The sequence below is a fragment of the Brenneria sp. g21c3 genome, assembly GCF_040240345.1.
Classification (GTDB): Bacteria; Pseudomonadota; Gammaproteobacteria; order Enterobacterales; family Enterobacteriaceae; genus Brenneria.
Genome location: NZ_JBEIAB010000001.1, coordinates 201,403 through 218,732 on the forward strand (window position 1 = coordinate 201,403; position 17,330 = coordinate 218,732).

Annotated in this window: 12 protein-coding genes and 6 tRNA genes; 14 read left to right on the plus strand and 4 right to left on the minus strand. The window is 52.7% G+C overall.

The annotated features are described in order from the left end of the window. Positions 1 to 49: 49 nt before the first annotated feature. Positions 50 to 1,720, minus strand: a complete 1,671-nt coding sequence (locus ABRZ28_RS00940; RefSeq protein WP_330519286.1) for a methyl-accepting chemotaxis protein — start codon at positions 1,718 to 1,720, stop codon at positions 50 to 52. A 446-nt stretch (positions 1,721 to 2,166) separates the two neighbouring features. Here ABRZ28_RS00940 and fldA point away from each other — a divergent pair, with 446 nt between their 5' ends. Both fldA and fur read left to right on the plus strand, forming a co-directional pair. Next, positions 2,167 to 2,694: a flavodoxin FldA gene (gene fldA / locus ABRZ28_RS00945; protein ID WP_319603394.1), complete on the plus strand. Its 528-nt coding sequence runs from the start codon at positions 2,167 to 2,169 to the stop codon at positions 2,692 to 2,694. 335 nt (positions 2,695 to 3,029) lie between these two features. Continuing rightward, positions 3,030 to 3,479 (plus strand): ferric iron uptake transcriptional regulator, encoded by a 450-nt coding sequence (gene fur, locus ABRZ28_RS00950; protein WP_319603395.1) that lies wholly within the window; start codon positions 3,030 to 3,032, stop codon positions 3,477 to 3,479. Between the two features lie 124 nt (positions 3,480 to 3,603). Here the strand turns inward: fur and glnS are convergent, their stop codons facing one another. Together glnS and nagE are read right to left on the minus strand one after the other, a co-directional pair. Further along, positions 3,604 to 5,262 (minus strand): glutamine--tRNA ligase, encoded by a 1,659-nt coding sequence (glnS, locus tag ABRZ28_RS00955; protein ID WP_330519287.1) that lies wholly within the window; start codon positions 5,260 to 5,262, stop codon positions 3,604 to 3,606. 171 nt (positions 5,263 to 5,433) lie between these two features. Continuing rightward, on the minus strand, positions 5,434 to 6,921 hold the full coding sequence (gene nagE / locus ABRZ28_RS00960; protein WP_330519288.1) for an N-acetylglucosamine-specific PTS transporter subunit IIBC: 1,488 nt from the start codon (positions 6,919 to 6,921) through the stop codon (positions 5,434 to 5,436). Positions 6,922 to 7,240: 319 nt separating this feature from the next. Here nagE and nagB point away from each other — a divergent pair, with 319 nt between their 5' ends. From nagB to ABRZ28_RS01015, 11 genes are all read left to right on the plus strand, one after another. Next, a complete protein-coding gene (nagB, locus tag ABRZ28_RS00965; RefSeq protein WP_330519289.1) occupies positions 7,241 to 8,041 on the plus strand; it encodes a glucosamine-6-phosphate deaminase in 801 nt (266 codons plus the stop codon). A gap of 103 nt (positions 8,042 to 8,144) precedes the next feature. Continuing rightward, positions 8,145 to 9,302 (plus strand): N-acetylglucosamine-6-phosphate deacetylase, encoded by a 1,158-nt coding sequence (gene nagA / locus ABRZ28_RS00970; protein WP_319603399.1) that lies wholly within the window; start codon positions 8,145 to 8,147, stop codon positions 9,300 to 9,302. 20 nt (positions 9,303 to 9,322) lie between these two features. Beyond that, positions 9,323 to 10,546 carry a DNA-binding transcriptional regulator NagC gene (gene nagC / locus ABRZ28_RS00975; protein ID WP_319603400.1) on the plus strand — a complete coding sequence of 408 codons (1,224 nt, stop codon included), beginning with the start codon at positions 9,323 to 9,325 and terminating at the stop codon, positions 10,544 to 10,546. A gap of 301 nt (positions 10,547 to 10,847) precedes the next feature. Beyond that, the gene (gene asnB, locus ABRZ28_RS00980; RefSeq protein WP_319603401.1) at positions 10,848 to 12,509 is read left to right on the plus strand and encodes an asparagine synthase B; all 1,662 of its coding nucleotides are present in this window, start codon (positions 10,848 to 10,850) and stop codon (positions 12,507 to 12,509) included. A gap of 221 nt (positions 12,510 to 12,730) precedes the next feature. After that, positions 12,731 to 12,807 (plus strand) — tRNA-Met (locus tag ABRZ28_RS00985). 6 nt (positions 12,808 to 12,813) lie between these two features. Continuing rightward, positions 12,814 to 12,898, plus strand: a tRNA-Leu gene (locus ABRZ28_RS00990). A 53-nt stretch (positions 12,899 to 12,951) separates the two neighbouring features. After that, positions 12,952 to 13,026, plus strand: a tRNA-Gln gene (locus ABRZ28_RS00995). A 53-nt stretch (positions 13,027 to 13,079) separates the two neighbouring features. Further along, positions 13,080 to 13,154: transfer RNA gene (locus ABRZ28_RS01000), tRNA-Gln, on the plus strand. A 56-nt stretch (positions 13,155 to 13,210) separates the two neighbouring features. Further along, positions 13,211 to 13,287, plus strand: a tRNA-Met gene (locus ABRZ28_RS01005). Positions 13,288 to 13,293: 6 nt separating this feature from the next. Further along, a tRNA-Gln gene (locus ABRZ28_RS01010) sits at positions 13,294 to 13,368 on the plus strand. 62 nt (positions 13,369 to 13,430) lie between these two features. After that, complete coding sequence (locus tag ABRZ28_RS01015; RefSeq protein ID WP_330519290.1) at positions 13,431 to 14,081, plus strand: T6SS effector amidase Tae4 family protein; 651 nt, start codon at positions 13,431 to 13,433, stop codon at positions 14,079 to 14,081. A 322-nt stretch (positions 14,082 to 14,403) separates the two neighbouring features. Here ABRZ28_RS01015 and ubiF read toward each other — a convergent pair whose 3' ends face one another. Further along, positions 14,404 to 15,570, minus strand: coding sequence for a 3-demethoxyubiquinol 3-hydroxylase (gene ubiF / locus ABRZ28_RS01020; protein ID WP_330519291.1), 1,167 nt, complete (start codon positions 15,568 to 15,570; stop codon positions 14,404 to 14,406). Between the two features lie 299 nt (positions 15,571 to 15,869). Between ubiF and miaB the strand changes: the two genes are divergently transcribed. Then, on the plus strand, positions 15,870 to 17,294 hold the full coding sequence (miaB, locus tag ABRZ28_RS01025) for a tRNA (N6-isopentenyl adenosine(37)-C2)-methylthiotransferase MiaB (RefSeq protein WP_319603404.1): 1,425 nt from the start codon (positions 15,870 to 15,872) through the stop codon (positions 17,292 to 17,294). Positions 17,295 to 17,330 lie beyond the last annotated feature (36 nt).

Below are 17,330 nucleotides of genomic sequence, written 5' to 3' on the forward strand. Positions count from 1 at the left end.
CAAATCGCGACGCCCGCAGCGGGCGTCATCCCTGACGCTGACGCGTTAATCAGAATTTTTCCCAATTATCATTGCCCGGCGGCAACGCCTTTTGCGTCGTCGCGGCCGCGGCTTTCGGCGCAACTTTCGTCGGAGCCGCGGTTGCCGCCCGCGGCGAAAGCTGCTCGGACAACTGGAATAATGAAACCGTCTGATTCAGCAACGCGGCCTGTTCTTCCAGCGACAGCGCCGCCGCCGATGCCTGCTCGACCAGCGCCGCATTCTGTTGGGTCACGCTGTCCATTTCGGCCACCGCCTGGCCGACCTGGGCAATCCCTTTACTTTGCTCTTCTGATGCGGAAGCAATCTCGCCCATGATGTCGGTAACGTTGGTCACCGCGCGTACAATTTCGTGCATGGTGCTGCCGGCGTCTTCGACCAGACGAGAACCGGTATCCACACATCGGACAGATTCGGAAATCAGCCCGTCGATCTCTTTGGCTGCTTGCGCGCTGCGCTGCGCCAGACTTCTCACCTCCCCCGCGACCACCGCGAAACCGCGCCCTTGCTCACCCGCGCGGGCGGCTTCCACGGCGGCGTTCAACGCCAAAATGTTGGTCTGAAAAGCGATACCGTTAATAACGGTGGTGATTTCTGCAATTTTCCGCGAACTGCCGGAAATTTCCGACATGGTTTTCACCACGTTATCGACAATACCGCCGCCTTTTTTCGCCGTTGTCGAAGCCTGCAAGGCCAATTGGCTGGCATGATTGGCGTTTTCGGCGTTCTGCTTCACGGTTGCGGTCAACTGCTCCATGCTGGCGGCGGTTTCTTCCAGTGCGGAAGCCTGTTGTTCAGTACGTGACGACAGATCGTTATTTCCCGCCGCGATTTCTGAAGCGCCCTGATAAATAGAATCCGTGCTGTTTCTGATAGTGCTGACCGTGTTCGCCAGACTGGTTTGCATTTCCCGTAAGAGAGGAAATAATCTGCCGACGCAGTTGCGGCCGAAATCCGCAATCGGCTTGCCTAACTGGCCGGAGGCGATCACGCTGAAGTGATCGCGCAAATCGTTTAACGGCCGCACCAGAAACTTCACCAGATAGCGATCGGTCAGAAACAGCATCACCAGCCCGATGATCAGCCCCGTCAGCAAAATATTTTGACCAATCGTCGTAATCTGCTCAAAACGGACGCCGGCCGCGACGAACTTCTCCGAACCGGCTTTACTGAACGCGGTCAGCGACGCCCCAAACTGGCGGCTCAATGGAGGAACGACATTTTTCGCCTGTACGTGATAGTCATCCAACGCATTGGCCGCCGCTTTTTGATACAAGGGTTCAACCCCCTGAGTGATTAAATTACCCCAGTCCCGGCTGACCGCCTGAACCAGCTTGTCGTCCAGTCCGGCGTGATCGAGAGCGTTAAAGGCGGTCAGGCCGGATTTCAGGGTATTCAGGGCATTGAGCGCCGATGTCTGTTCTTTATCCGCCGCGTCGTTATCGCCATTCTGGCGAGCGTCAACGGAACGAGCCAGACGCGTCACCATACGAAAGTACTGATCGTTGCCTTGATTAATTATATTTAAGTTATCTACCAGCAGACTGCTGAGTTTGGACGTCGCGGTCATCTCCTTGAAAGAAAATAGGGTATAGATTGATACGCCGCCCCACAGCACACAGAATACGCCGAGCACCCACAACATGGCCGTTCTGATGGCGATGTTTTTTAAAAATTTCATAGCTTACTCCAGACTTAACGCACGCGTGAAAAGAAGTTTTTTGCTATTAATCGACGGTAAAACAGCGGAAATGCATATTAATAGGCCATTATCATCGCAACCTGGCGCGACGCTTCAGTCACGTTGAAACCGATTCGATCACGCTTGTTAATCGACAAGATACGGGCAATGTTTAGCGATACCGGTGTACTTAGCGCGGCTTATTTTCTATTCTTTGAACAACCTCATAACTTTTGCTAAACATAAATTTTTTTGATCCATTCGCCGCGCCGCTAAAAATAACAACATCAATCAGACCGTGGACAAACTTATCTGAGAAATCAGAACGGTGATTTACTTATCCTTACCGATACGAGTTTCTCATGCAGGGCGTGTCTGTTATTATTAGCCGATAAATGGGTAAGACACTGCACCATATCATTAAGAATCAAGAGGTTATTCAATCCATGGCACTCATAGGAATTTTCTTTGGCAGTGATACTGGCAATACCGAGAACATTGCCAAGACCATCCAACAGCAGCTGGGAACCGACGTTGCCGAAGTTCATGACATCGCCAAAAGCAGTAAAGAAGATCTTGAAGCTTTTGATATTTTACTGTTGGGTATCCCTACCTGGTACTACGGGGAAGCGCAATGCGACTGGGATGACTTTTTCCCTACGCTGGAAGAAATCGACTTTACCGGCAAACTGGTTGCCCTGTTTGGCTGCGGCGACCAGGAAGACTACGCGGAGTACTTCTGCGACGCGATGGGCACCATCCGCGATATTATTGAACCTCGCGGCGCAACCATCGTTGGCCATTGGCCGACGGAAGGCTATTACTTTGAAGCGTCCAAAGGGCTGGCGGATGATAACCACTTCATCGGTTTGGCTATCGACGAAGATCGTCAGCCTGAACTGACCAGCGAGCGCGTCACCGCGTGGGTGAAACAGATCAGCGAAGAGTTGAACCTGAAAGAGCTGGTTGACTAAGACGGACCTCCGGCTCTGACCTCCCTCCCCCGTCAGAGCCGGAACGATCGATAGGAAAGGCCTTTCATAAAGATTGATACATTTTTTTAACTTCCCTCCATAAGTATGTACAATACCCGCATCGGTCTTGTGCATTCAGCTGGCGTCTCTCATTAACCAACAATAGATTGCATGATACATCTGTAGAATGTGTGGGAATAATTTTGTTAACATTCCATTGTTTTCATTTTGAATGCACGGTTCTATAATTGGGACGCTATTACATTTTTTGAGCCGACCGATGTCATAGGCTAAATAGCCTCCATTGATTAAGTAAGCAACAGGACTAAATCCGCATGACTGACAATAACACCGCATTAAAGAAGGCCGGCCTGAAAGTCACTCTTCCAAGGCTGAAAATTCTGGAAGTGTTGCAGGATCCAGAGTGCCATCACGTCAGTGCGGAAGATTTATATAAAAAACTGATTGATATGGGTGAAGAGATTGGTTTGGCGACCGTCTATCGCGTACTGAATCAGTTTGATGATGCTGGTATTGTAACCCGCCATAATTTTGAAGGCGGTAAATCGGTTTTCGAACTGACGCAGCAGCATCATCATGACCATCTGATTTGCCTGGATTGTGGCAAAGTCATTGAGTTCCGTGATGAATATATTGAAGCACGCCAACGCGAAATCGCGGAAAGACACAGCATCAAGCTGACCAACCACAGTTTGTATCTGTATGGCCATTGCAGTGAAGGGGATTGCCGTGAAGACGACACCCTGCACGATGCAAAAAGATAAATCGACCGCACAAAAAATTTAACGTCGCATGCGACGGCCCGTCGGTAACGGGCTATCCCGCCCGTTATAAAATAAAACCGCCGAGGCGGTTTTATTTTTATTCCATTCCAGGCAAAACCCCGGATTATCCCACCCAGGTATCGCGCAAGCCGACGGTGCGGTTAAACACCAGATGCTCTGGACTGGAGTAAACCCGATCGGCGCAGAAATACCCCTCGCGTTCAAACTGGTACGCTTTTTCCGCTTCAGCCTGCGCCATGCCCGCCTCGACAAAGCCGTGAGTCACTTTCAGCGATTCCGGATTGATGGTTGACAGAAAATCCTCCGCCGCGCCGGGATTGGCCACGCTGAACAAACGATCGTACAGACGGAATTCCGCCGGTAAGCCATGCGCTACGGACACCCAGTGGATCACGCCTTTTACCTTGCGCCCGTCAGCCGGATCTTTACTTAAGGTATCCGGATCGTAGCTACAGTAGATGGTCGTAATATTGCCCTGCTCGTCCGTATCGATATGTTCCGCTTTAATCACGTAGGCATTACGCAGACGAACTTCTTTGCCTAACACCAAACGCTTGTATTGCTTATTGGCCGACTCGCGGAAATCCGCGCGATCGATGTACACCTCGCGGCTAAACGCCACCTGGCGGGTACCCATTTCCGGTTTATTCGGATGGTTCGGCATGGTAACCCACTCTTCATGGCCTTCCGGCAGGTTTTCAATCACCACTTTTACCGGATCGAGCACCGCCATGGCGCGCGGCGCGTTTTCATTCAGGTCGTCGCGCACGCAGGCTTCCAGCGCCGCCATTTCGACGTTGTTATCCTGCTTGGTGACCCCGATGCGGTAACAGAATTCACGAATAGACGCGGCGCTGTAGCCACGGCGACGCAAACCGGAAATGGTCGGCATACGCGGATCGTCCCATCCTTCAACAATCTTTTCCGTCACCAGCAGGTTCAGCTTGCGCTTGGACATGATGGCGTATTCAAGGTTAAGACGAGAAAACTCATACTGACGCGGATGGCAAGGTATCGAGATGTTATCCAGCACCCAGTCATATAAACGACGGTTATCCTGGAACTCCAACGTACATAGCGAGTGGGTGACGCCTTCCAGCGCATCGGAAATGCAGTGGGTGAAATCATACATCGGGTAGATGCACCACTTGTTGCCCGTCTGATGGTGTTCGGCAAACTTGATGCGGTACAGAACCGGATCGCGCATCACGATAAACGACGATGCCATATCGATTTTAGCGCGCAGACACGCGGTTCCTTCGGCAAAGCCGCCGCTGCGCATTTTTTCGAACAGCGCCAGGTTTTCCTCCACGCTGCGATCGCGGTACGGGCTATTTTTACCGGGCGATGTCAGCGTACCGCGATATTCGCGGATCTGTTCCGGCGTCAGTTCATCGACATACGCCAGTCCTTTGCTGATCAGTTCAACCGCATATTGATGCAGTTGATCGAAATAATCGGAGGAATAGCGAACGTCGCCGCTCCATGAGAACCCCAGCCAGTTAACATCGCGTTTGATCGACTCAACGAATTCAATATCTTCTTTTACCGGGTTGGTATCGTCAAAACGCAGGTTGCATTTGCCCTGGTAATCCTGGGCAATCCCGAAATTCAGGCAGATAGACTTCGCATGCCCGATATGCAGATAGCCATTGGGCTCCGGCGGAAAACGCGTCTGAATATGGTCATGCTTACCGGATGCCAGGTCTTCATCAATAATCTGACGGATAAAGTTGGTTGGGCGGGCTTCAGCCTCACTCATTCTTGATTCCTCAATGCTAAAACGACATATAACCGCCAATGATCCAACAAGCTAAGCCGGGAAACAACCGTTAGTTTCATAAAAAACAAAAACGGGATGAGATAGCGACCTCATCCCGCAAATTTACTTTATACCGCGTTATTCAGAAACGGTGAAAAGCGCGTATCGGCATTATTCTTCGCTGGCGTTCTTCAATGCGGACGCAATCGACTCAGCCTGCGTGCCGACCACGATCTGCACGCTCTGTTTATTCAGACGAATCACGCCGGCGGCGCCGAGTCGCTTGGCCAATCCGTCATCCACCAAAGCGGAATCCACCACGCTCAAACGCAGTCGGGTGATGCAGGAATCAATGCCGATCAGATTCTCTTTACCGCCGATAGCCTGTAAATAACCGCGGCCCAGCGTCTGCGTCTTGCCGGATGCAGACGCCGCGACGCTCACATCGTAGCCGTCGGCTTCGCTGCCGCTCACCGACGCTTCACGCCCCGGCGTCATTAAATTGAAGCGCGTAATGGTAAAGCGGAACACCACATAATAAAGAACGAAAAATACCAAGCCCATCGGTATCAGCATATACCACTGCGTTGCCAGCGGGTTGCGGGATGACAGCACCATATCCACCAGTCCGGCGCTGAAACCGAAACCGGCAATCCAATGCAGGCTGGCCGAGATAAATGCCGAAATACCGGTCATCACCGCATGCAGGAAAAATAACACCGGCGCCACAAACATGAAGGAGAATTCCAGCGGCTCGGTAATGCCGGTGAAAAACGCGGCGAACGAGGCGGCCAGCATAATCCCGCCGATCTTGCCTTTATTCTCGGGACGAGCGCAGTGATAAATCGCCAATGCCGCGCCCGGCAAGCCGAACATCATGATGGGGAAGAACCCGGCCTGATAGCGGCCGGTCACGCCGACCACGGCTTTACCGGCGTCGATCGCCTGCTGCCCGGCAAGGAAGTTGGGAATGTCGTTAATGCCCGCCACATCAAACCAGAACACCGAGTTGAGCGCATGATGCAGGCCCACCGGCAGCAACATGCGGTTAAAAAACGCGTAAACGCCGGCGCCGACCGAACCTAACTGTTGAATATATTCGCCGAAAGAGACCAGCGAGCTATAAATAACCGGCCAGACATACATCAGGATGAATGCCACCAGAATCATCAGAAACGAGGTGATAATGGGTACCAAACGACGCCCGCTGAAGAACGACAGCGCTTTCGGCAGTTCGACCTGACTGAAACGGTTATACAACTCGGCGGAGATGATCCCCACAAGGATACCCACGAACTGATTTTTGATGTGGCCGAATGCGGCAGGCACCTGCTCGACCGGGATTTTCTTGATCATGGCAATCGCATCCGGCGAACACAGCGTCGTCAGAACCAGGTAACCGACAAAGCCCGCCAGCGCGGCCGCGCCATCCTTATCTTTCGACAAACCATAGGCGATGCCGATCGCAAACAGGACATCCATATTGCCGATAATGGCGGCACCGGACTTAATACACAGCGCCGCCAACGCATTTCCACTCCCCCAGCCGGCCGGGTCAATCCAGTAGCCGACGCCCATCAGGATCGCGGCAGCGGGCAACGTCGCGACAGGCACCATCAACGCCCGACCAACTTTTTGTAAATAGCCAAGAATACTCACGTTTCCTCTCTTTCTCTCGGTGGGCGAAAACCGCCCGTTAGACCTGCTCACTGCCAGATAAACGACAACACGTAATCTCAGCGCGGAGTGTATGCAAAATATTTCGCCACGCAAATTAACCAAAGACATTATGTGATTAAACTCACTAAAAAATCACATACAAAAAGGTTATACTTAAATAAATAGCCAACTTATTTCAAGATAAAAAAAAACAGGCTACACTGATCGCCAGGTTAACCTCAAACGCTGAAAAACCGTCGGTGACGCAATTCAGCCGAATATTATGCCGCCATTAATGGCGCAAACCAGGAGAGCACTGATGAGACTCATCCCCCTGACCACCCCGGTTGAAGTCGGCAAATGGGCGGCCCGTTATATCACCCAGAGAATCAACGCGTTCAATCCCAGCGCCAGCCGCCCTTTTGTGCTGGGTCTTCCCACCGGCAGTTCGCCACTGGAAGCCTATAAAGCGCTGGTGGAAATGCATAAAGCCGGACAAGTGAGCTTTAAACACGTCGTCACGTTCAATATGGACGAGTATGTCGGCCTGCCCGAAGACCACCCGGAAAGCTACCACAGTTTCATGCATCACAATTTTTTCGACCACGTTGATATTCCCAGGGAAAACATTAACCTGTTGAACGGGAACGCCGAGGACATTCCCGCCGAATGCCGCCGCTACGAAGAGAAGATCAAGTCTTACGGCAAAATTCACCTGTTCATGGGGGGAGTCGGCAACGACGGGCATATCGCGTTCAATGAGCCGGCCTCTTCTCTGGCTTCCCGTACCCGGATCAAAACCCTGACGGAAGAGACGCGCATCGCCAACTCGCGTTTCTTTAACGGCGACGTCGATCTGGTGCCGAAATACGCGCTGACCGTCGGCGTCGGCACGCTGCTGGATGCCGAAGAGGTGATGATCCTGGTCAGCGGACGCAACAAGGCGCTGGCATTACAGGCGGCGGTAGAAGGAAATGTGAACCATATGTGGACCATCAGTTGCCTGCAACTTCACGCTAAAGCCGTGATGGTGTGCGACGAAGCGTCGACCATGGAACTCAAAGTCAAAACGGTGAAATATTTCCGTGAGTTAGAAACGGAAAACATGAAAAACCTTTAGCCTAAAGGCGCCGCACGCCGGTAGAGCGAGGCCGCGACGTGTCTGGCGACAGCGCAAGCCGACACATCCAAACAAAGAGCAAGGGTATAGCGAGGAATTGATAATGTACGCCTTAACAAATGGCCGAATTTATACTGGCCACCAGGTACTTGATAACCATGCCGTTATTATTGCCGAGGGTTTGATTGATACCGTTTGTCCCGTTAGCGAACTTCCCGACGGGCTGGAAAAATACGACCTCAATGGTGCATTGCTCGCGCCCGGATTTATCGATCTACAGTTAAACGGCTGCGGCGGCGTGCAGTTTAACGACTCGCTGGAATCCATCTCCGTTCAGACGCTGGAAATCATGCAGCAAGCCAACCAGAAATCCGGCTGCACCAGCTTCCTGCCGACGCTTATCACCTGTAGCGATGAATTCATGAAACACGGCGTGGAAGTGATGCGCGCCTATCTGGCGCAACACAAAAACCAGGCGCTGGGTTTGCACCTTGAAGGCCCCTGGTTGAACGCGCTCAAAAAAGGGACGCATAATGCGGACTTTATTCGTCAGCCGACGCAGGAACTGGTGAATTTCCTGTGTGAGAATGCGGATGTCGTCAGTAAAATCACCCTCGCGCCGGAAAAAGTCTCCCCGGCGGTAATCCGCCAGTTGACTGAAGCCGGTATTGTGGTTTCCGCCGGTCACTCCAATGCCACCTGGGTCGAAGCCAAAAAGGGCTTCGCCGCCGGCATTCGTTTCGCCACCCACCTGTTTAACGCCATGCCCTATGTGGCCGGACGCGAGCCCGGTCTGGTCGGCGCCGTCTATGACGCGCCCGAAATCTATTGCGGCATCATTGCCGACGGCTTCCACGTGGACTGGGCCAACATCCGTAACAGTAAGCGGATCAAAGGAGAGAAACTGGTTCTGGTCACCGACGCCACCGCGCCCGCAGGTTCAGACATTGACCAGTTCATTTTTGCCGGCAAACCCATATACTGTCGCGATGGCCGGTGCGTGGATGAAAACGGCACGCTCAGCGGTTCAGCGCTCACGATGATAGAAGCGGTACGCAACAGCGTCGAACATGCGGGGATCGCGCTGGATGAGGCGCTCAGGATGGCAACGCTTTACCCAGCCCGCGCTATCGGCCTGGACAAATATCTGGGAAGTATTGAAAGCGGTAAAGTCGCGAACCTGACCGTTTTTGATCGCAATTATCACGTTCTCAAAACTTTGGTTAACGGTAACGATACGTTGGCGGTGACAAAGAATTGACCTTATGAGAGTAATTTTTCATGACCATTGGCGGACAAGCGCAGATAGGGAATGTCGATCTGGTTAAACAGTTAAACAGCGCGATCGTGTACCGCCTGATTGACCAGCAAGGCCCCATCTCCCGCATACAAATCGCGGAACAGAGCCAACTGGCCCCCGCCAGCGTCACAAAAATCACTCGTCAGCTGCTGGAACGCGGATTAATCAAAGAGGTGGACCAGCAGGCCTCAACCGGCGGCAGACGCGCCATCTCCATTGTTGCTGAAACGCGCCCGTTTCATACCATCGCCGTGCGTCTAGGCCGCCATGACGCCACCATTGCGCTGTATGATTTGCAGGGGAAATCGCTGGCGGAAGAGCACTACGACCTGCCGGAAAAAACGCAGGAAACGGTGGAAGCCGCCCTGTTTGCAGCCATCGGTTATTTTCTGAATGATTATCAGCATCGAATCCGTGAGTTGATTGCCATTTCCGTGGCGGTACCCGGTCTGGTCGACCCGACGGCGGGCATAATCCGCTATATGCCGCATATCAGCGTCGACGACTGGCCGCTGGTCGAAAATATTCAACGCCATTTCCATGTCACCAGCTTTGTGGGTCATGATATTCGTAGTCTGGCGCTGGCGGAGCATTACTTCGGCGTAACGGTCGACTCGCCGGATTCGCTCCTGGTGCGAGTCCATCGCGGCGTCGGCGCCGGGATTGTGGTAAACGGACAGATTTTTCTCGGCAACAAGGGGAACGTGGGCGAAATCGGCCATATCCAGATCGATCCGCTGGGGGAGCGATGTCACTGCGGTAATTTTGGCTGTCTGGAAACCATTGTCTCCAATGCCGCCATCGAACATCGGGTGCAACACCTATTGCAGCAAGGCCACTCAGGCAAACTGACCGCGGATAACTGCACGATTACCGCAATCTGCAAGGCGGCCAACCGGGGCGACGCGCTCGCGCGCGAAGTCATCGAACACGCGGGGCTGCATCTGGGCAAAGCGGTCTCGATCGCCATCAACCTATTCAACCCGCAAAAAGTGGTGATTGCCGGAGAAATTACCGAATCCGCAAAAATCCTGTTGCCCGCCATTCAACGCAGCATTAACGCCCAGGTGCTGAAAGGCTTCAGGGATGATCTTCCCGTTGAGGTATCCGGCCTCAATCATCTTTCCGCGATCGGCGCCTTTGCGCTGGTGAAGCGCGCTATGTTAAACGGCGTGCTGCTGCAATACTTGCTGGAAACGCACTAAACGCCGTTTTTTCCATAAGGTCGGGTTATGGAATCATTAAAAATCCGGCGATTCCGCGGATGATATTTATCGATTATTCATTAAAAAGCCATGTAAATTATTCAAACATCATTCACATGGCTTTTTTCATTAGATGATATTGAATTCTTATCGCGTTTTGATGCTAAATCAGTGTCACTGATACAGCATTTGCCATCATTATGCAGAAAACGCGGCGTGCGCTATCGGCATCCGCGAATTGCATCTGATCAATTTGAAACATTCTTCGTCTGGTTAAACCGGCGAGCTTAGGGAGTTATCTATGTGTTCTATTTTCGGTGTGCTTGATCTGAAAACCGATCCTGTTGAAATGCGCAAAAAAGCGCTGGAATTGTCACGCTTAATGCGCCATCGCGGCCCTGACTGGTCTGGCATCTATGACAGCGAGCATGCCATTCTGGCTCATGAACGCCTGTCCATCGTTGACGTAAACACCGGCGCTCAACCGCTTTACAACGCAAAACGCACGCATGTTCTCGCGGTTAACGGTGAAATTTACAACCATCAGGAACTGCGTCAACAATACGCCGACCGTTATGAATTCCAGACGGGTTCCGACTGTGAAGTTATCCTGGCCCTGTATCAGGAAAAAGGCCCGGAATTCCTCGACGACCTGCGCGGTATGTTCGCGTTCGCGCTCTACGACAACGAAAAAGACGCTTACCTGATCGGTCGCGATCACCTGGGCATCATCCCGTTGTACATGGGCTACGATGAGCACGGAAACTTCTACGTCGCTTCTGAAATGAAGGCGCTGGTTCCCGTTTGCCGCACCATCAAAGAGTTCCCGGCCGGCAGCTACCTGTGGAGCAAAGATGGCGAAATCCGCGAATACTATCATCGCGACTGGTTCGATTATGACAATGTAAAAGATAACGAAACCGACGCCGATGCCCTGCGCGACGCGCTGGAAGAGTCGGTAAAAAGCCATCTGATGTCCGATGTGCCTTACGGCGTGCTGCTCTCCGGCGGTCTGGATTCTTCGGTTATCTCGGCCATCACGAAAAAATATGCCGCCCGTCGCGTCGAAGACGATGAACGCAGCGAAGCCTGGTGGCCGCAGTTGCACTCCTTTGCCGTTGGTCTGAAAGGCGCGCCGGACTTAAAAGCCGCGCAGGAAGTCGCCAACCATTTAGGGACGGTTCACCATGAAATTCACTTCACTGAGCAGGAAGGCCTGGATGCGATCCGCGATGTGATTTATCACATTGAAACCTATGATGTGACAACGATTCGCGCCTCTACGCCGATGTACCTGATGTCCCGTAAAATCAAAGCGATGGGCATTAAAATGGTGTTGTCCGGCGAAGGCTCCGATGAAGTGTTCGGCGGTTATCTGTATTTCCACAAGGCGCCTAACGCCAAAGAACTGCACGAAGAAACCGTGCGTAAATTGCTGGCGCTGCACCAGTATGACTGCGCCCGCGCCAACAAGGCGATGTCGGCCTGGGGCGTGGAAGCGCGCGTGCCGTTCCTGGATAAAAAATTCCTGGATGTGGCGATGCGCATCAACCCGCGCGATAAAATGTGCGGCAACGGCAAAATGGAAAAACACATTCTGCGCGAATGCTTTGATTCCTACTTGCCGCACAGCGTGGCATGGCGTCAGAAAGAACAGTTCTCCGACGGCGTGGGCTACAGCTGGATAGATACGCTGAAAGCGGTTGCCGCTCAGCAAATCAGCGACCAGCAGATGGAAACCGCGCACTTCCGTTTCCCGTACAACACGCCGACGTCCAAAGAAGGCTACCTGTATCGCGAAATCTTTGAAGAGCTGTTCCCGGTGCCGAGCGCCGCTGAATGCGTACCAGGCGGTCCGTCGGTCGCCTGCTCTTCGGCTAAAGCCATCGAATGGGATGAATCCTTCAAGAAAATGGACGATCCTTCAGGTCGCGCGGTGGGCGTACACCAGTCCGCATACTGATCGCGGTTTTTATTTTTATCGATGTAACGGGCCGCACAGGCCCGTTTTTTCTATTTGATTTATCAGAAAAGCGCCGTTTTTGACGCTTTTCTCACCAGACTGTTCATAAGCCAAACAAACGGCGCTTTGTCAGCGCTTTTCGGGAAAAAATTTGTTGACGCAATTAGGCCAACTACGCATAATGCGCCCCGCAACGCCGATGAAGGTGACGCGGAAAAGATGGCTACGTAGCTCAGCTGGTTAGAGCACAGCACTCATAATGCTGGGGTCACAGGTTCGATTCCCGTCGTAGCCACCATCTTTTGCGGGAGTGGCGAAATTGGTAGACGCACCAGATTTAGGTTCTGGCGCCGCAAGGTGTGCGAGTTCAAGTCTCGCCTCCCGCACCATGACTTTCACGGCTTGAAATAGCTTTTCAAAGCTTGATAATGGTTTTATCTATTGGGGTATCGCCAAGCGGTAAGGCACTGGTTTTTGATACCAGCATTCCCAGGTTCGAATCCTGGTACCCCAGCCATATTTAAGCGGCGATACTGAAGAGCATTTGTTGCGAAAGTATTGTTGCCCAGTTGGGGTATCGCCAAGCGGTAAGGCACTGGTTTTTGATACCAGCATTCCCTGGTTCGAATCCAGGTACCCCAGCCATCTATTTGATGATTAAAGATTTTTGTTGTAAGATAGCAAAAAAAGCAGTAAGATTTGGCTACGTAGCTCAGCTGGTTAGAGCACAGCACTCATAATGCTGGGGTCACAGGTTCGATTCCCGTCGTAGCCACCACATTTTTGGGGTATCGCCAAGCGGTAAGGCACCGGATTCTGATTCCGGCATTCCCAGGTTCGAATCCTGGTACCCCAGCCAAATAAAGCTGGTAAAACAGCAAGAAACGGGGCGGCAGTCGAAAGACGTCGCCCCGTTTCGTTATGCTGCCAGTCGCATCCGACCATACCCATTTGTTTGCAAATAATCCTGAAAACATCGCATTTCCCGGCATTGGCTTTGAACAAAAGTATTCAAAAGCCTATATTCGGCATAATTCATCGTTAAGGGATGACGACATGGGAGTTATTTTTGCCGATTTATGGAATGCTCATCCTGAAGTTAAAGGTGACGAAAATCCTTGCAGACGCAAAGACGGTCATAAAGCATTTGATGACCAATGCGCAATACGAATAGGAACGGCGTTGGCTCGATGTGGGTATGATGTATCAAACTCCGGGCAGAATTTTGTTGGCTCCATCCCAAAAGTAAAGGCCATATCCTACGAGCTGAAGAACTCGCCAATGCGCTTAAACAGCGCCCCTATCCCTGGCATTTTTCCTGCGGTCAAAGTTGATGTTAAAAACTTCGAACAGGTGCTTGGGGAACAGACTGGAATAATTTTTTTTAAGGATTATTGGCATCGAAGAAACGAATCTTTTGCCAACCGCTCAGGCGATCACATAGACCTATGGAATAGTTCACGTCTTACCTTACGCTCTAGTTATTTTCGTATTCAGTGGGGATTTAGCTGGGAAGGTCAATTCAGTGACTTTTTTGATGCAAAAGAAATCTGGTTTTGGAAAGTGATATGAATATAGTCAAAATGCTGCTTTTCATCTTGGTCGGAGCGGCACTCGGCGGCGCTATAATGTTCGCTCTTTTCCCACTGATTACACATTACCTTGTCGGCGCTATCCAGGGTGAAGATCAAATGTCGCTCAATGCCACAATATTTTTCGTTGGCCTGCCTTCATGCACTGTCGTTGGAGCCATAATTGGCGGCTCACTTGGTCGCCGCCAATTAAGACGCTGATTTACCAGACGGTCAGTCAGACATCCGAGATTACAGATTTGATCCACTATGGCGGTCGCCCGGCGCGCAACCGCCCCAACGGTTGCGGCGGACAGCCGGATCTACAGACCTATCGCATATTTCAACGCCCGCTGTTTCAGCGCGCCGGCTCGTTGCGCGGCCATCAAGGCCAGATTGCGCGCCACGTTCAGCGGAGGCAATGAATTGCTGAACGCGTTGTAGAATAAATCCATGCCGCTTTGCATCAGCAGGTTATCCGGCATGCGACGGCACTGATAGCGACGCAATATACGTTCCGAAGACCAATTCTCACCGGCGTCGCGGGCGTTGATCAGGATATCCAATAAGGCTTCCACATCCCGGTAACCCAGGTTCACGCCCTGCCCCGCCAGCGGATTGATGGTATGCGCCGCGTCGCCCAATAACACCAGTCCCGGTTGTACATACCGCTGCGCATGACGACGCACCAACGGGAACGATCCGGCAGCCCGCGCGTTAACGCTTCCCAGACGCTCGGGAAACGTAACGGCAATCTGTTTATCCAATTGCGCTAACGGCAAGGCCTGAAGCTGGCGGATGCGCTGCGGGCTGTCGTACCACACCAACGAACCCCAGCGCCCGAACAACGGCAGGAAAGCGCGCGGGCCGTCGGGGGTGAACTGCTGCCAGGTAACGTCCTGCTGCTGCGACGCCATCTCAACGCTAATCAGCATGCAGGACTGACGATACTGCCAGCCATTGACGCCGATTCCCGCCCACTGCCGCACCTGGGAGTTGGCGCCGTCAGCGCCGACCAGCAGCGTCGTCGTCAGACTCTGTCCATCATCCAGCGAAAGACGCCAGCCCTCCGCCGTGCGTTGCATGCTTTTCAACTTATTCGGGCAGTAGCATCGACAATGTTCAAGCTCGCGCAACGATGCCCATAACGCCAGCTGCAACACCCGGTTTTCCACCATAAAACCCAGCTCGGGCAAATGAATATCCGCCGCGTCGAAGACCACGCGGGCATTATCCCATTCCCAGGTTTCCAGGCGACGGTAAGGCGCGCTGCGCATCCGCTCAACCTGCGTCCAGGCGCCCAGTTGTCTCAACAGCGCGACGGACGCATAGCCGATGGCTGAAATACGCAGGTCCGGCGGACTATCGGCGGTAAAAGACGCCGGCGACTCATGTTCAATCACCGCGACCTGAAAACCATTCCGGGCAAGTCCTAATGCGGCGGCGGCGCCCACCATTCCGCCGCCGACGATGATCGCATCATAATGCATACTGGTTTCATCCCTAATTTGTCTGTACCCGTTATCTTGCAAGTTGCAGAGGCATTGGCCGCCTGTCCGCATCCGGCAATCTATAGGGTCTATGCTTAGTAACAGCAAAGAAAATACCTATCAGCAGTGTACTGGATTTCAAATGACTTTTTCACAAAAGCGCAGGGTTTATGAAACCGCCGCGCTTTTTTATAAAGATGAAACTTTGCGGACTCTGGTCACAACGGCAGCAAAAGATTACAATACGCGCCCCCAATAAAGGGAAAGCTTTCTTACCCGCACTGAGTAATGGCAAGTCGATGACAAAAAAACTGCATATTAAAACCTGGGGCTGTCAGATGAACGAATACGATTCATCGAAGATAGCCGACTTACTGGGAAGTACGCACGGTTATGAACTAACCGAGGTCGCGGAAGAGGCCGATGTTCTGCTGCTGAACACCTGTTCCATCCGTGAAAAAGCGCAGGAAAAGGTCTTCCATCAACTTGGCCGCTGGAAAGCGCTGAAAGAGAACAAACCAGATCTGATTATCGGCGTAGGCGGCTGCGTGGCGTCGCAGGAAGGCGCGCACATTCGTGAACGCGCGCACTACGTCGATGTCATTTTCGGCCCGCAGACTTTGCATCGCCTGCCGGAAATGATTAACCACGTGCAGGGTACCCGTAGCCCGATAGTGGATATCAGCTTCCCTGAAATCGAGAAGTTCGACCGGCTGCCGGAACCGAAGGCGGAAGGCCCGACGGCGTTCGTTTCCATCATGGAAGGTTGTAATAAATACTGCACCTACTGCGTCGTACCCTATACCCGCGGCGAAGAAGTCAGCCGTCCGTGCGATGACGTACTGTTTGAAATCGCACAATTGGCCGAGCAAGGGGTACGTGAAGTCAACCTGCTGGGGCAAAACGTTAACGCCTACCGCGGCGCGACCTACGACGGTGAAATCTGCTCATTCGCGGAACTGCTGCGTCTGGTGGCGGCCATCGACGGCATCGACCGTATTCGCTTTACCACCAGCTATCCGATTGAGTTCACCGACGACATCATCAGCGTCTATGAAGACACGCCGGAACTGGTCAGCTTCCTGCATTTGCCGGTACAAAGCGGCTCCGACCGCGTACTGAACATGATGAAGCGCAACCACACCGCGCTGGAATATAAGGCGATCATTCGCAAGCTGCGCAACGCGCGTCCGGATATTCAGGTCAGTTCCGACTTTATCGTCGGTTTCCCCGGCGAAACCCAGGCCGACTTTGAACAAACCATGAAGCTGATCGCCGACGTCAACTTCGACATGAGTTTCAGCTTTATCTACTCCCCCAGACCGGGTACGCCGGCGGCGGACATGGTGGACGACGTCTCGGAAGAAGAGAAAAAGCAGCGGCTGTACATCTTGCAGGATCGCATCACCCAGCAGGCGATGCAGTACAGCCGTCGTATGCAGGGCACCATCCAGCGCATTCTGGTGGAAGGCACGTCGCGCAAGAGCGTCATGGAGCTGTCGGGACGCACGGAGAACAACCGCGTGGTCAACTTCGAAGGCACGCCCGACATGATTGGTAAATTCGTCGATGTGGAAATCGTCGACGTTTACCCCAATTCATTGCGCGGCATCGTGGTGCGCACCGAAGATCAGATGGATCTGCGCGTACACGAGTCGCCGTCCGCGGTGATCGCCCGTACGCGCAAAGAAAACGAAATCGGCGTGGGCATCTATCAGCCTTAATCGTCGTCACGACAAGCGATATCTTCATTATGGGTG